Origin of the sequence: Acinetobacter sp. YH12027 (genome assembly GCF_013420085.1) — a bacterium.
In the GTDB taxonomy this organism is placed as follows: domain Bacteria; phylum Pseudomonadota; class Gammaproteobacteria; order Pseudomonadales; family Moraxellaceae; genus Acinetobacter; species Acinetobacter amyesii.
Genome location: NZ_VOYW01000030.1, coordinates 26,380 through 40,561, shown reverse-complemented (window position 1 = coordinate 40,561; position 14,182 = coordinate 26,380). Strand labels below are relative to the sequence as shown.

At 42.2% G+C, this 14,182-nt stretch carries 13 protein-coding genes; 7 read left to right on the top strand and 6 right to left on the bottom strand.

The features are described 5' to 3' along the window. The first annotated feature begins 241 nt into the window (after window positions 1–241). Both FTT94_RS16720 and FTT94_RS16845 read left to right on the top strand, forming a co-directional pair. Window positions 242–733 carry an alpha/beta fold hydrolase gene (locus tag FTT94_RS16720; RefSeq protein ID WP_373686032.1) on the top strand — a complete coding sequence of 164 codons (492 nt, stop codon included), beginning with the start codon at window positions 242–244 and terminating at the stop codon, window positions 731–733. Continuing rightward, a complete protein-coding gene (locus FTT94_RS16845; RefSeq protein WP_373686031.1) occupies window positions 693–1,040 on the top strand; it encodes an alpha/beta fold hydrolase in 348 nt (115 codons plus the stop codon). Before FTT94_RS16720 ends, FTT94_RS16845 begins: the two co-directional genes overlap by 41 nt. A gap of 43 nt (window positions 1,041–1,083) precedes the next feature. On the opposite strand, the gene FTT94_RS11615 is transcribed toward FTT94_RS16845, so the two are convergent. Then, window positions 1,084–2,256, bottom strand: a complete 1,173-nt coding sequence (locus tag FTT94_RS11615; RefSeq protein ID WP_180055988.1) for an acyl-CoA dehydrogenase family protein — start codon at window positions 2,254–2,256, stop codon at window positions 1,084–1,086. Window positions 2,257–2,437: 181 nt separating this feature from the next. Between FTT94_RS11615 and FTT94_RS11610 the strand changes: the two genes are divergently transcribed. The 5 genes from FTT94_RS11610 (at window position 2,438) to FTT94_RS11590 (ending at window position 7,750) form a co-directional block, all read left to right on the top strand. After that, complete coding sequence (locus FTT94_RS11610) at window positions 2,438–2,695, top strand: succinate dehydrogenase assembly factor 2 (RefSeq protein WP_078189264.1); 258 nt, start codon at window positions 2,438–2,440, stop codon at window positions 2,693–2,695. Next, window positions 2,688–3,074, top strand: coding sequence for a hypothetical protein (locus FTT94_RS11605; protein WP_078189263.1), 387 nt, complete (start codon window positions 2,688–2,690; stop codon window positions 3,072–3,074). The genes FTT94_RS11610 and FTT94_RS11605 overlap by 8 nt, the downstream gene beginning before the upstream one ends. 519 nt (window positions 3,075–3,593) lie before the next feature. After that, the gene (locus tag FTT94_RS11600) at window positions 3,594–4,658 is read left to right on the top strand and encodes a hypothetical protein (protein ID WP_180010528.1); all 1,065 of its coding nucleotides are present in this window, start codon (window positions 3,594–3,596) and stop codon (window positions 4,656–4,658) included. Between the two features lie 43 nt (window positions 4,659–4,701). Then, entirely contained in the window at window positions 4,702–5,274 is a 573-nt protein-coding gene (gene rrtA, locus FTT94_RS11595; protein WP_180170835.1) for a rhombosortase, read from the top strand. 190 nt (window positions 5,275–5,464) lie between these two features. Continuing rightward, window positions 5,465–7,750, top strand: a complete 2,286-nt coding sequence (locus tag FTT94_RS11590; RefSeq protein WP_180170834.1) for a TRAP transporter large permease subunit — start codon at window positions 5,465–5,467, stop codon at window positions 7,748–7,750. Between the two features lie 87 nt (window positions 7,751–7,837). Here the strand turns inward: FTT94_RS11590 and FTT94_RS11585 are convergent, their stop codons facing one another. The 5 genes from FTT94_RS11585 to rnr form a co-directional block, all read right to left on the bottom strand. Continuing rightward, complete coding sequence (locus tag FTT94_RS11585; protein WP_180008432.1) at window positions 7,838–8,713, bottom strand: DMT family transporter; 876 nt, start codon at window positions 8,711–8,713, stop codon at window positions 7,838–7,840. Window positions 8,714–8,779: 66 nt separating this feature from the next. Continuing rightward, the gene (locus FTT94_RS11580; RefSeq protein ID WP_111885422.1) at window positions 8,780–9,217 is read right to left on the bottom strand and encodes a hypothetical protein; all 438 of its coding nucleotides are present in this window, start codon (window positions 9,215–9,217) and stop codon (window positions 8,780–8,782) included. A 16-nt stretch (window positions 9,218–9,233) separates the two neighbouring features. After that, a complete protein-coding gene (locus FTT94_RS11575; protein ID WP_171256675.1) occupies window positions 9,234–9,443 on the bottom strand; it encodes a YheV family putative zinc ribbon protein in 210 nt (69 codons plus the stop codon). Between the two features lie 40 nt (window positions 9,444–9,483). Continuing rightward, on the bottom strand, window positions 9,484–11,523 hold the full coding sequence (locus tag FTT94_RS11570; RefSeq protein ID WP_180064810.1) for a M3 family metallopeptidase: 2,040 nt from the start codon (window positions 11,521–11,523) through the stop codon (window positions 9,484–9,486). Between the two features lie 161 nt (window positions 11,524–11,684). Continuing rightward, a complete protein-coding gene (gene rnr / locus FTT94_RS11565) occupies window positions 11,685–14,102 on the bottom strand; it encodes a ribonuclease R (protein WP_180064809.1) in 2,418 nt (805 codons plus the stop codon). Between the last annotated feature and the right edge of the window lie 80 nt (window positions 14,103–14,182).

Here is a 14,182-nt window from a genome sequence, read left to right as displayed (position 1 = left end):
GAATAATTCAAGTGAATTTGTTTGAAAGAAGAACTTTAAAAGCTTTATTTTCACCCGATAAAATACCCATAAAACAAGAGGAAGCTCAAATGAGCTTCCTCTTGTGAAAAATTGTGGGACAGCAGTGAGCATCATGCTCCTTTTTTTTGCTTTAGATGAGTGACTTTAGGGTTTTATTTGATGCGCTTTATTTGTTGAAAAATATATCATGTTGAAATAAGGAAAAGCACACAGGGTTAATGTGAATATTCAAGAACATTCAGAATTTATAAAATTAAATGCTTATGAGCTATATACCAAAGCTTGGCAGCCTGAAACTACAGATAAAGATGCAACTTTGGCTCCGATTATATTGATGCATGATTCACTAGGCAGTGTTGATTTGTGGCGTGATTTTCCTGCGCAATTGGCTGCTGAGTCTTGCAGAACGGTGATTGCCTATGATCGATTGGGTTTTGGCCGATCGTCAGCGAATCCTCATCTATTAAGTACAGATTTTGTCTATGCTGAAGCGCGGCAGGGCTTTAAGGCACTTCTTCAACATTATTCCATTCAACAGTTTATCGTGATGGGGCATAGTGTTGGCGGGGGAATGTCAGTCGTCATTGCAACTGAATATCAAGAACAATGTCATGGTCTGATTACCATAGCTGCGCAGTATGAAGTGGAAGAACTGACATTATCGGGTATACGTGAAGCCAAAACAGGTTTTGCGCAGCCCGGGACAGCTTGAACGCTTGGCTAAATACCATGGGGATAAAGCCCAATGGGTTTTGGATGCTTGGACTGAAACTTGGCTCTCACCGAGTTTTCGTCAATGGAACCTCGAGCAATATGTTGGAAAAGTACAGTGTCCAAGCTTGATCATCCATGGAGAACTGGATGAATACGGGACGACAGCACAAGCTCAGAAACTTTTTTCGGGTATACAAGGTGATGCTGAGCTAGAGATTTTGGAAGGGCTTCATCACATGCCGCACAAAGAGCAACCCGCATTGGTCGCTGCACTCATCTGTGATTTTGTGAATGATTTAAGTTGATATCGAAAGAATATAAAAGCCCATCCGATGATGGGCTTTGTTGTTATAAAGAGCGGGAAATCAGCTCTTTCATAATTTCATTGGTACCGGCATAGATACGGTTGGCACGGTTGTCGATATAAGCCCGTGCAATTGGATATTCAAGCATATAGCCATAGCCGCCATGCAACTGCAGACATTCATCCACGACTTTGGAGAACATTTCTGAAATTTTGTATTTAGCAGCTGCGGCTGCGTCAATACCGAGCTGTTCCTCAAGTTGCAGCTCCATACATCGGTCTAGATAAGTTCGACAAAAATCGATTTCAGTGCGTAGCTCTGCCAATTTAAAACGGGTGTTTTGGAAACTAGATACGGTCTTGCCAAATGCCTTACGCTCTTTGGTGTATTGAACAGTGTGCGCAAAGGCTGCTTCTGCACCGGCTTGGCAAATAATCGCGACCAACATACGTTCCCAAGCCAATTCCTTCATCAGCATCATAAAGCCCATACCTTGCATGCCAAGTAAGTTGCTTTTAGGGACGCGGACATTGTCAAAGAACAGTTCACAGGTATCCTGACCTTTCATGCCAATTTTATTTAAAGGTTTGCCTTTGCTAAAACCGACGCGATCTGCCTCGACGATAATTAGCGATAAATTAGCTGAACCTTTTTCACTATTACCTGTCTTGCAGACCACAATTGCCATGTCACATAAATAGCCATTGGTGATAAAGATTTTTGACCCATTAATAATATAGTCATCACCATCTTCTGTAGCAGTTGTGCGTACGGCTTGTAGGTCTGAACCTGTGCCCGGTTCGGTCATTGCAATGGCAGTCACGGTTTCGCCAGAAGCCATTTTCGGCAGCCAATGCAGCTTTTGTTCTTCATTGCCAAAGTTATGAATATAATTGGCCACGATGTCGGAATGCAGTGAAAAGCCAGTAGAGGAGTCCATGGCATAGGCCTGCTCTTCAATCAGAATCATGCTATAGAGTCGGTCTACACCATAGCCGCCATAAGCTTCGGGCATGGTCGGGCAAAGCAAGCCCATGGCACCGGCTTTATTCCATAAGTCACGGTCAACATGTTGTTGTTTTTCATATTTTTCGATATTGGGCACAACTTCTTTTTCATAAAATTTTCGTACTGTTTCACGAAATGCATCATGTTCTGCATTAAATAATTGACGTGGCAGCATGTTGTTGAGTGGGCGAATCGCTCCAGATTGCATCTTGAATATCCTATTCATTTTTATGGCTTTGTCTCAACTTATAAGATGCAGCGAGTGACTGCAATGTGCAGAACATTCAAAAGCAGGAAATGCGATGAAGCATTCGGTCAATCTGTGAAAACACTCCACTTCAATGGGGTGGATGAGTTACACTAGACGTGTTCAACGATTGGGGAAGACAATGACTGATGAAATCAGCTTAGAAGAGCGTAAAGTGATCTACCGTGCACGTCGTGGTTTAAAAGAGATTGATGTTTATTTTGATCCCTACGTCAAAAATTACTATTTACAAGCCGATGCAGCTGAAAAAGACATGTTTGCAGAACTCGTTGCTGCAGAAGATCCAGATTTGTTGGATTGGTTTATGGAAGTTAGTGAACCGCCACGTCCTGAATTAAAAACGTTTATTCAAAAATTAAAACATTACGTTCATGGATAATCGGCAATTCAAACTGAAACGCAGTTTTTTATCGCATGCGTTTCAGTTTTTTATTTTTGCGGTATTGATGACGCTGCTTTATCAGTTACTAACACCCATGCTTTGGGGGATATTTTTCCTCATCGGGCTAGTGGTTTATGTACTGTTTTTCCGTAAGCATTTACACGTCACCAGTCTAGATTATTTGGATGGAACTGATTGGTCTTTGCAACGACTCAACCGCCCGGTGCAACGCGTTCAAATAAGCCATATTTTGGATCATCAAATGTATATTGTGGTGTATTTTATGCATGCACGTGCAAAACCAGTGATTATTTGGCGCGATCAATTGTCATTGAAACAGTGGAAATCACTCAAAGTATTGGCCAAAATGATCTAATTGTTAGACAGCCTTTATTTTTAAAATTCAATAAAATGCAAATATTTCATTATCTTATATTGTGGGTAAAATAATCTTGTCTGACAGGATTGAAATTTATTGGCAAAATATTTAAATTGTCTGACAATTTTAAGCTGTGCGGTGATTCTCTGCCTATATATTAGCCTTACCAACAGCCGTTAAAGGAAATCATCATGATGATGCCAACTTGGATGTTTCTGGTAATAGCGATTGTGTTAGCAATTGTTATAGGACGACTAGGAACAGTGCTGAAGGAACAGTTAACTCAAAAATAAGCAGTCAACGCTTTCACAGTTAATAAGTAGCATGTGCCGAACCGTCGCTATGCTACTTTTTTTTTGCCTAAAATTTAGTCTTTGTAAAAAATCAGTCAATTGCATTCAATGTGATTCATGGCACAGTGTGTCGTTCAAATTAGAGCAAATACTCTTTTATTCATTTTTTGCTTCTGATATGTTTGTCGTGATGGACATAAACACAATTATAGAGGACAGGAAAATGTCGAGCGTCCAAAAAATATGCCAGGGTGTGGCAGTTGTAGCAATAACAAGTACATTATTCGCGGGTTGTTCGCAGGTTGTAAAAACCGGTGCTAATGTTGCACTCGGATTTACAGAAAAACATATTGTGCCACCAATTTTAGCCATGGAAGATGCTGAAATGGTGTGTAATTCAGGTAATTCATTAACTCCAGCCATTATGGCCACCAAAGATATGGGCGCAGACCCAACACGTGTGGCTGTGTTGATGTATTCAGCAGCAGGGATTTGTGCAGAACAAAAAGCCTTGGATGCAGAGTTACGCTATTTACGTGCATCTAAAGCTAACCAAGTATCCGAAGCACAGGATGCTCGTGTTGAGCAAAAGCGTTGGGCGGCACTTGCTGCACAGCGTCAATATACCGGTTATCAATTATTTCAAGATCGTTTTGAAAAGAAGTATAAGAAAAGTCTAGGTGAAGGCTGTCCAAAAATGAACAGCGACATTGACCAAACAGTGTATATGTTGGGAATGTTAAGTGGCTTACAGGCCATGACCAATGATATTAACTCAGGTGGGGCGGTAAACGTTCCAAAAGACATTGCTGCGATTGTTGAACGCGGTATGGTATGTCTAAATAATGAAAAATTCTGGGGCGCACCAAATGCAACCCGCGCTGTGATCTGGACGTTATTGCCGGGTGCAGGTGATGGAAAACCTGATCCATACCAAACATTGAAACAATCTACGCAAATTGGTGAGCAAAAGGGTGTGAGACTGTCACATGCTTTATATGCGGTTGCTGCACAAGCCAGTGGCGATGATGCGAAAATCCGTGATGCCTTACGTACCTTTGCACAAGCGCGTAGCGATGAGAAACCTGTTAATCCACAATTTAAGCTCATCGATAGCATGGCTGAAAGCATGGTGAAAGGGATTTCAGATCGTTATTGGACTGAACATACAGGCGTTCGTACGGCTGATGATGGTATGGAACATTTCTGGGATGAAAGTGCCAATAGTTCTGAACTCGATGATTTGTTTAGTGGTGATATTGAAACCAGTGGCACAGCTGCAAATTAATCTTTGCAATAGCGTTTAAAAGTGAGGTACAGGAGGAGCGAAAATGAAACTACAATTTTTAATACCGAAAATTGTCTTTCTTGCCGTATTCGTTTCGATCTGTGCCTCGCTACAGGTATTTAAAGATTATTTTATCTACTGGCAAGATGATTTATTTCATGACTTTTGGCGCTTATGGACCGCACATTGGGTTCACGTCGGTTGGATTCATTTTGTTTTAAATATATTGGCCTTTATTTGCTTACCGTTTATTTTCCCACGAGTTTCGACATGGCATTTTGTTGCCATTTTATTGATTTTATCTCCTTTAATCAGTCTAAGTTTCTATTTTTTCTTACCCGATATTGAAGCCTATGCCGGATTATCTGGTGTCTTACATGGTGCCTATGTCGCGGTCGCTTGTGTGCATTTGATGTATAAACGGGAGCGAAATTTTGCAGCCTTTGTATTGTTGCTGATTTTGGCAAAATTGGTGTGGGAAAATACCGTGGGCAATACGGGAACGGCTGAATTAATTGGAAGCCCCATTTTAGTCGAAGCACATTTATTGGGGGTGATTTGGGGCATTATCATCGCCTTGTTCTATCTTGTTGGCAATTATTTCTGGGATCGTTAGCTCACTTTAGGTGATTGGGTTGACAAAAAAAACCGAAAAGAAAATACATATTGTCATTTTAATGTTTTGAATATTGATGCAAATTTAAACGTAATAATAAAACAGTTAGGTCAGGGAAAGGAACTTCTCGAACCGATAAGGAAGAGGATGCTTAGTCCAGCTAGGCTCCAAAATAAAAATAGGAAGACTCATGCAAAATGATGCACAAAACAGATCCAGCATCGTTGGTCTGTTACGTTATGTCTGGACAGAATGGATTTCGACTCTAGTCGTATTGATCTTGCTTCTGCTTACACTAATTATCGGTACAGGGGAGATGATCCATGGGCAGTTGCTCCGTATGGGAGAGCGACTGTATGGTGACCCTGCAACAGGTATGCAGTACTCTTTTTTAAGGGCTGAGCCTGCCAAGCCTGAATGTGACCGTAACCCGAATGTCGATGCGTTGGTGAAAACTCAAATGCAAGCCAATGCAGCAGATGAGTTTGCTGATTTTTTTGGTACGGCATCTGAGAATGACGTTCGTTCGTCTATTTTAGCGAGTGTGCAGCAGTGTGAAGAAAAGTATCAATTTTATGATAAAGCCATGCAACATATGGAGAAGCATCCGAGTATTCGCGCCTATCGTAATTTTGAAACAAGCTTCTTCGGTATCTTTAAATTTGGTACTGAAAATCGCGCCATTTTGTTGATTTTTATGGTGGTTATAGCTGCGATTAGTGCGACATTGAAAATTCATCATATTGGTCTACGCGGTCCTGCAACCAAGAAGGATTATCGTGTTTATAGCCTGATGATGAGCTTCGGTAATGGACTGTTAACCTACTCAAGTATCAGCCAATTCAATTCAGTGAAAAATTCGGGAGTTCCAATGACCACCGAAACTGAACTGATTTATTGGATGTGGATGACGCTGTTCTCAATCCTGACATTGATCAGTGTTTTGCAATTGTTTAGTCCGCCAAAAGATGCCAAAGAGGGCGGTAGTCTTAGTTTCGCGTTCCTAAGCGTGCCTTTATATGCGTATATGGCGTTGATTACAGGTATCGCCTTTATCTTCTTTATGGACTACCCGATGGGGCAAGGCATCTATTTAGGGCAATTGGTCGAGTTTTCAAGTATTTTCCTGAATCTAGCGTTATTCATTTGGGCGGGTATGTTGTTGAAGCAAACCCGTGTCGTAGATTTATTCTTGAATATTTTACGCCCATGGAACTTAGCTCCTGAGACTTTAACATGGCTGATTTTAATCGCAGCAGCATTGCCTACAGCCTATACTGGCGCATCGGGGATCTTTGTCATTGCGGCAGGCGCGATTATTTATAAGGAAGTGTGGAACGCTGGCGGACGCCGTCAATTTGCCTTGGCTGCAACAGCAATGTCCGGTTCGCTTGGGGTGGTTTTACGTCCATGCTTATTGATTGTGGTTGTTGCATCGCTAAATAAAGAAGTGACCACGGATCTGCTTTATCAATATGGTATTTATACGTTCTTGCTGACATCTACGATGTTTTTAATTGTGTCGTTATTTTTTGCAGAACATAAGTTCCGTATTGCTCAAGCCAATGTGGCAGCGCCGCAGTCAGGACGTGCCTTCTTAGCCGTTATTCCTTATATTGTGATTTTCGTGCTGATCTGGATGTTCTATAAATATTTATTGAATACAGATTTAAATGAATTTACTGCACCAGTCATGATGCCTGTTATTCTGCTGATGATCGTTTTAGTGGATAAATTACGTCATCAGCCAGCACCATTGTCAGCAGTTGGGCATTGGGATGAAACACTAACAGCAAATTATAGTGCGAATGCTGAACCTGCTTTAGCCGGCGCACAGGTTGCACATGCAGAATACCGTGAAGGATTACATGGCAATAGCACAGATGATGGGCAGGCTGCGAATCATACAGTGGCTCAATCCAGCTCTATGCAGATTCTACGTCAAGTTGGTTTTTGGAAGTCGATGCATATTTCGACCAGTGAAACCGTTGGACATATCGGTGCTTTGGTTATTTTGATGGCGCTTTCGGTAAGCGTTGGTGGATTGCTAGAGCGTACTGAAGTCATGAGTTTATTCCCAACTGATATCAGCAGTACTTTTTTGGTTATCACATTGATTGTCGGATTGATGGTCTTTGTGGGTATGATTATGGATCCGTTTGGCGCAGTCATTTTAATTTCTGCAACTATTGCTCCTGTAGCCTATCAATACGGTATTCATCCTGTGCATTTTTGGATGATTACACTCATTGGTTTTGAGCTAGGTTATGTTACGCCTCCAGTTGCATTGAACCACCTCTTGGCCCGACAGTCGATAGGGGATGCTGAAGTCAATGAAGCGGATGCTGAAGTTCGTCACTTGTCGTTTTATTACCGTTATGAACGTTGGATTTTTCCGCTGATTGTGCTGTTCCCTGCAATGTTGATTATTGCGTATCTGCCGTATTTCTTTAAGCTGTTTGGTTGGTATCAATAAATTAATTTTGAAGCATTAAAAAAGCACCTTCGGGTGCTTTTTTATTGAATAAGGGGCTGTGCATTTGATGGTAAATGGTTTGAATCTTTATGACTTTTTAAACTTATTTTGTAGGATTGGACTACAGAGCAAAATCGCTAAAAATATAAAAGCAAAGCCGAATAGGCTGTAAATGTCTGGCAGTTCCTGCCAAAGAACAAAGCCCCAAATACCTGCAAAAATAATCGTGATATAGTTCACGGGGCCAATTTGACCTGCGGGTGCGAGCTTATAGGCATTGGACATAAAAATTTGACTGATATTGGCCAAAAGTCCCGCTGTAATCAGAAAAGCTAACTCTTTTAAACTATAGGGACGCCAGAGCCAAAACATTGGGATCATGGAAATAAGTGTGCCAAAAAAGCAGAAATAAAACACAATGCGTTCAGGCGGTTCTGTTGCTGTAAGCGCACGGACAGTGACAAATGCCATGGCTGCCAAGAAGCTTGCGCTCAGTCCGATGAGTGATAACTGATTGAACATTCCTGCATCGGGCTTTGCGACGAAGAGCACGCCGATTAAACCAATGACTGCGGCAATGAGCATACTCAGGGTCATTTTTTCTTTTAAAAATAACCATGCAATTAAGGGGATAAAGATCGGTGAGGAATAGGTGAAGACCATGGCATTGGAGAGTTTTAAGTGTGCAATGGCATAAAAAAAGCCATACATTGCCACCAAGCCTACGATTGAACGCCATGTATGCATCCACAGTTTTTCAGTTCTAAAAAATGTGCTCCCTTTTTGCAGGATCAAAGGGAGAAAGATCAATAAGCCAACCGCATTTCGAAAAAATACGATGGTGGCATTATCTACCGTGTGAGATGCGTAGCGTATACAAACCCCCATGATGGAAAAAAGCAGCGCTGACAGCATGAGAAAGCCAATTGCTTTGGGGATATTCTGTGGTGTAGTAGTGGACATAACAAAAAGGCTAAAAAATCTGATGATATTCTAGCCTATAAGTACGCAGGGTGTAGCAGAAGTCGGTTATTTTGCTTGTTGTGCTAACTGGGCTTCGAGTAATTTAATTTGTTCTTCTTTCAGTTTAATCAGCTCATCTGCATCTGAATGCTGCTGTTTTAAGCTTTGTTCCTGATCATTCAATTGCTGTTGAATGTCATCTAATTTGGCAATTTCTTCTTTGGCTAAAGAGGCATTTTCAGGCACAGCTGCATCTAAAATGTCTTCTTCGACCAATTTAATGGTGTCAGTCTCTGCGGTAGGGACTGATGCTTCAGTTTCAGATTGGACAGGGACTGCAACAGGCGGTTTAGCCGGTGCAGCGACCATTTCTTCTTGAAGTACAGATTTATCAGCTGTACTGCTGCTTAACCATTGATATGCAAAAAAGATAGCAATCAATAACGTTAAGCCCCCAATGATTCCAACTAACAGTTTTGGATTATTTCTTTGATCTACTAGCATTATGTGACCTTAATTTTTATTTAGGCTGACGTGGCTTAAATTGGATCACACCGATATCGTCTGGCACGGCAGGTTGTTCAGGTTGATCGACATGAGTCGGTCGATTTTCACTGTAACCACAATCAATGCATTCGATCCATTCGTCTTCGCCAGAGGTCAGCATGACAACCCGGTCCATCGCTTGGCATTTTGGACATTTTGCACCTGCAATGAAGCGTCGTTTAATGGTCATCATACTTACCTTGAATCTAACTAAGGTCCCTAGTTTAAGCGTTTTTAGATGCGTTCGTCCAACCTTGATGACGCAGCAAAGCATCTATTTTTGGCTCGCGTCCGCGGAAATTGATAAATGCGTCAAGTGCCGTATCTTTTCCGCCAACTGCTAGAATAAATTGTCTAAACGACTTGCCAGTCGAAGTATTAAAAATTCCTTCATTTTCGAATCGGTCGAAGGCATCACTTGCCAAAACCTCTGCCCATTTGTATGAATAATAACCAGCAGCGTAACCACCTGCAAAGATATGACTGAAACCATGTTGGAAACGGTTGTACGAAGTAGTGGGTGCAACTGCATATTTTTGACGAATATCATCTAAGGTTTGTTGGATGCCTGCAGCGTCCAAAGCAGGGTTGGCCTTATGGATATTTAAGTCAAACATGGCAAATTCAATTTGACGTAAAGTTTGCATCCCAGACTGGAAGAAACGTGCATCTTGCAGTGCTTTTAGCAGATCGGCTGGTAAAGTTTGTTTTGATTCGATATGTTCACTGAGTAAATCTAAACTTTCTTGATCCCAAGTCCAAAATTCCATGAATTGACTTGGTAGCTCTACTGCATCCCACGCCACGCCATGGGTACCAGCCACAGCAATATTATCGACTTCAGTGAGCATGTGATGTAAGCCATGACCAAATTCGTGGAACAACGTCGTTACTTCATCATGGGTAAGTAAAGCAGCTTGCTCACCGACAGGTGGGGTAAAGTTGCAGACCATGTAGCAAATTGGTTTTTGCAGACCATTTTCAGTTTGCATGCGTGAACGGAAGCCGCTCATCCATGCGCCGCCACGTTTACCGCTTCGTGCATACAGGTCAAAGTAAAAACCGCCAATCACGCTGCCTTGATCTTCAAGTTCAAAGTAACGTGCATCGGGATGCCAAACAGGCGCTTCACGCTCGATTACATTGATGCCATAGAGACGATTTACAATGCTGAACAAGCCTTGAATAATTTTAGGTGCAGGGAAGTAGGGCTTCAGGTCTTCTTGTGACAAATTAAACTGTTGAACTTTGAGTTTTTCTGAATAGAAAGTGGCATCCCACGGTTGCAACTCAGTGATACCGTCTTGCGCTGCAATGGCTTTCAGTTCAGCGATTTCTTTCTCTGCTGGCGCACGCGCATGTTCTGCCAGTTCAATCAGGAACTGATCTACAGTTGCCACATCGGGTGCCATTTTGCTTGCTAAAGACAATTCGGCATAGTTGTTAAAACCAAGCAGGCTAGCCATTTCCTGACGTAGTTTCAAGATTTCTTCCATGACCGCTGTATTATCAAATTCAGCAGAGTCTGCCTGATCAGAAGCACGTGTGGTATAGGCTTTATAGAGTGCTTCACGCACTTCGCGGTCTTCTGCATAGGTCATAATGGCAATATAAGACGGGAAGTCGAGTGTGGCTACAGCCTGTTCGAGTTCGCGTTGCTGACCATATTGTTTCAGAAGTTCAATACTGCCTTGAGGTAGTCCTTTGAGCTGCGCTTCAGTTAAAGGTTTGAAGTAGGCTTGGGTGGCATCCAATACGTGATTGGAAAAGTCTGATGATAACTGTGAAAGTCGTGCAGATATTTCTGCATAGCGTTTTTTCGCTTCACCTTCTAAGGCTACGCCTGAAAGTTTAAAATCTCGTAACGCAAGTTTAATCGCGCTTTGCTGTGCTGCAGGAAGCGTGTCGAATACACTGTTGTCATGTACATGCTGATACGTTTGATACAACACTGTATGTTGACCTAGCTGCGTATAGTACTCACTCAGGCTGGGTAATAAAGATTGGTAGAGCTCTCGAGTTTCAGCATTATTCATCACGGCGTTCAGATGCGACAGCACGCCCCATGCTTCACTCATGTTATTTTCAAGGGTATCGACGTGTTCGAGTACTTGTAGTTGTGCTTGTACGGATTCGGGTACATCCGTTAATTCTTTTAAAAATGCCTGACCTTGGGCAATGCTCTGTTCAATCTTTTGTTTTAAGTCTGCAAGGGTAATTTGGTCAAATTGTGGAACAGGCAAAGTTGCCTTTTCTAAAGTCATATTTTCTACTTCATATAAATCCTGAGTTATTTATAGATGTAGGGTTTGTTGCGGGTTAAATCAAGACTAAATCAGGAATTATTCATCTTCTGCAGAGGGCGCGAAGTCTTCACTGATCTTAAGAATCAAAAAAGAGCGCCGAAGCGCTCTTGATTTAAACCTTAATCCGCAGATGATTTTGCATTGGATTTTTTCTTTTTCGGTTTAGATTTTTTCTTCACTTTATCTTTAGCCTTCGCTTCAGATTTGCTTGCAGATTTTTTAGCAGGCTTTTTACCGAATGAACTGGGCTTAGATTTCGACTTTTTGCGTCGTATGGGCTGTTCTCCATCTTCAGCAACGTTGGTTTTACGCTCTGAAAAGACTTCTTCTTTGGCTGTGGGTTTTGCAACACGAGGGGCACGCGCGCGAATAGCACGGCCTGCATGGCTCAATTGTTGAATCAATTCAAAGTCGATTTTGCGCTCTTCTAGATTTACACCAGCAACTTTAATTTTCACTTCATCGCCGAGACTGAAAACTTGACCGCGAGATTGACCAATTAAGCTCTGACTTGGTTGGTCATAGACAAAGAAGTCATCACCCAATTGGCTGACGTGGATCATGCCATCAACATATAAGTCTTTGAGCGTTACAAACAGGCCAAATTCAGCAGTTGCACTGATGGTACCGACAAACTCTTCACCCAAATGCTGCTGCATGTAATGGCACTTCAACCATGTAGTGACAGAACGAGAAGCTTCATCTGCACGGCGCTCAGTCGCAGAGAAGTGTTCACCTGCATCATCCAGCGAAGCACCAGAAATTGGGTAAGGCTTTTTCTTCAATTGTGCTTTGATGGCACGGTGAAGTAACAAGTCTGGATAACGACGGATTGGAGATGTGAAATGCGTATACGCTTCATAAGCCAAGCCAAAGTGACCTGCATTGTTCGCGCCATAATAAGCTTGCATCATTGAGCGGAGTAAAACGGCATGAATGCTTGGAGCATCAATACGGTCTTTAGTGGCATCAATCACGGCTTGATAGTCAGCTTGAGTCGGCTGTTCAGGGAATGGCAGCCCCAATAACTTCACAAAATCACGAACCTTTTGAATACGTGAAAACTCAGGTGGCTCATGCACACGGTACAGCATCGGAATTTCATTTTTTAATGCATATTCTGCCGCTGCGACGTTTGCCAACAACATGCATTCTTCAATTAACTTATGTGCATCATTACGGCTACGCGGTAAGATTTCATTAATACCGCCAAGCTCATCAAAAGTCATATAAGTTTCAACGGTTTCAAATTCCATCGCGTGGCGTTCAGCACGTAAGCCTTTCAACACTTGATACAATTGGAATAGGGTATTGACCGATTTACGCACATCACGGTCTTCAGGAATGGCTTGACTATTACCCTCAAAATATTCGGCAACTTGGGTATAGGTCAAACGAGCTTTTGAATGCATCACACCCGGATAGAATTCAAACTTGGTAACACGACCCGCGCGAGATAAGTTTAAATCACAGACCATACATAAGCGGTCTAGGTGTGGGTTCAAAGAACATAAACCATTCGACAGCGCTTCAGGCAACATCGGCAATACAAAATGAGGGAAGTACACCGATGTACCGCGCTCTTGAGCTTCGTCATCGAGTGGTTTACCCGGACGTACATAATGGCTGACATCGGCAATTGCCACCACAACACGATAACCACCACCTGGACGTTTTTCCGCATACACGGCATCATCGAAGTCGCGGGCATCTTCACCATCAATGGTGACAAGCGCTAAATCACGTAAATCGACACGACCTTCACGGTCTTGTTCTGAGGGTTCTTTAAAGCTGTCAGCTTCTTGTTGTACCGCTTCAGGGAATTCGTAAGGTAAACCAAACTCTAAAATGGTTTGCGGAATAATAATTTCAGTGTCTGCTTTATCAGCCATCGACTGAACAATATGGCCTGTCGCAAATTCTTCTTTGGTTGGGTAGCTGTCAATCGCAATACGCACAGAGTCACCGAGTTTGACTTTGGCATGTTCGATTAATTCTTTTTCTAAAGTAATCGGTTGGTGTGCATTGGGATTTGCCGGCTGAATAAAATATTCACCTTCATACTCAGACACTTTACCAATAATTTCTTTGACACGATGCTGTAGAACTTCAGTAATAAAGCCCCATGCCTTGCCTTTACGGTCTACCGACGTTTGGCGGACTTTAACACGGTCACCATTAAACACCTGACGCAACTCACGTTCAGGAAGTAAAAGGTCATCTTCACCACTAATATTGGCTGTGCCTAAACCTTTTGAGTTGATATAAACCGTTGCTTCATGAGTCGGTTGCTCAGCTGCAAGCTGGAACTTAAATCCATCTTTCATCAACTGACCATCTCGAACCATCGCAATCAGACGATGACTCAGTGCATCAATACTTTTTTGATCGGCAATTTCAAAATGTTCTACAAGATCGGCATGCGACATTGCAGTTTTCAGTTGTTCAATCGTCTCTTGAATTAGAGTACGGCTTGGAATTGGATTGTCATAACGTTCGGCTTCAGCTTTTGCTTCAGGGTCGACCCAGTTTTTCATATGTATTTGGCTTCAAATCAGAAGATTAGGATTAGCATAAGTCATGCAAGCAGATACTGCACGCAATTGATTGCAATAAA

Coding starts and splice junctions, on each gene's coding strand:
- FTT94_RS11615 (WP_180055988.1), bottom strand. CDS start 2,256: ATGCAATCTGGAGCGATTCGCCCACTCAACAACATGCTGCCACGTCAA.
- FTT94_RS11610 (WP_078189264.1), top strand. CDS start 2,438: ATGACTGATGAAATCAGCTTAGAAGAGCGTAAAGTGATCTACCGTGCA.
- FTT94_RS11605 (WP_078189263.1), top strand. CDS start 2,688: ATGGATAATCGGCAATTCAAACTGAAACGCAGTTTTTTATCGCATGCG.
- FTT94_RS11600 (WP_180010528.1), top strand. CDS start 3,594: ATGTCGAGCGTCCAAAAAATATGCCAGGGTGTGGCAGTTGTAGCAATA.
- rrtA (WP_180170835.1), top strand. CDS start 4,702: ATGAAACTACAATTTTTAATACCGAAAATTGTCTTTCTTGCCGTATTC.
- FTT94_RS11590 (WP_180170834.1), top strand. CDS start 5,465: ATGCAAAATGATGCACAAAACAGATCCAGCATCGTTGGTCTGTTACGT.
- FTT94_RS11585 (WP_180008432.1), bottom strand. CDS start 8,713: ATGTCCACTACTACACCACAGAATATCCCCAAAGCAATTGGCTTTCTC.
- FTT94_RS11580 (WP_111885422.1), bottom strand. CDS start 9,217: ATGCTAGTAGATCAAAGAAATAATCCAAAACTGTTAGTTGGAATCATT.
- FTT94_RS11570 (WP_180064810.1), bottom strand. CDS start 11,523: ATGACTTTAGAAAAGGCAACTTTGCCTGTTCCACAATTTGACCAAATT.
- rnr (WP_180064809.1), bottom strand. CDS start 14,102: ATGAAAAACTGGGTCGACCCTGAAGCAAAAGCTGAAGCCGAACGTTAT.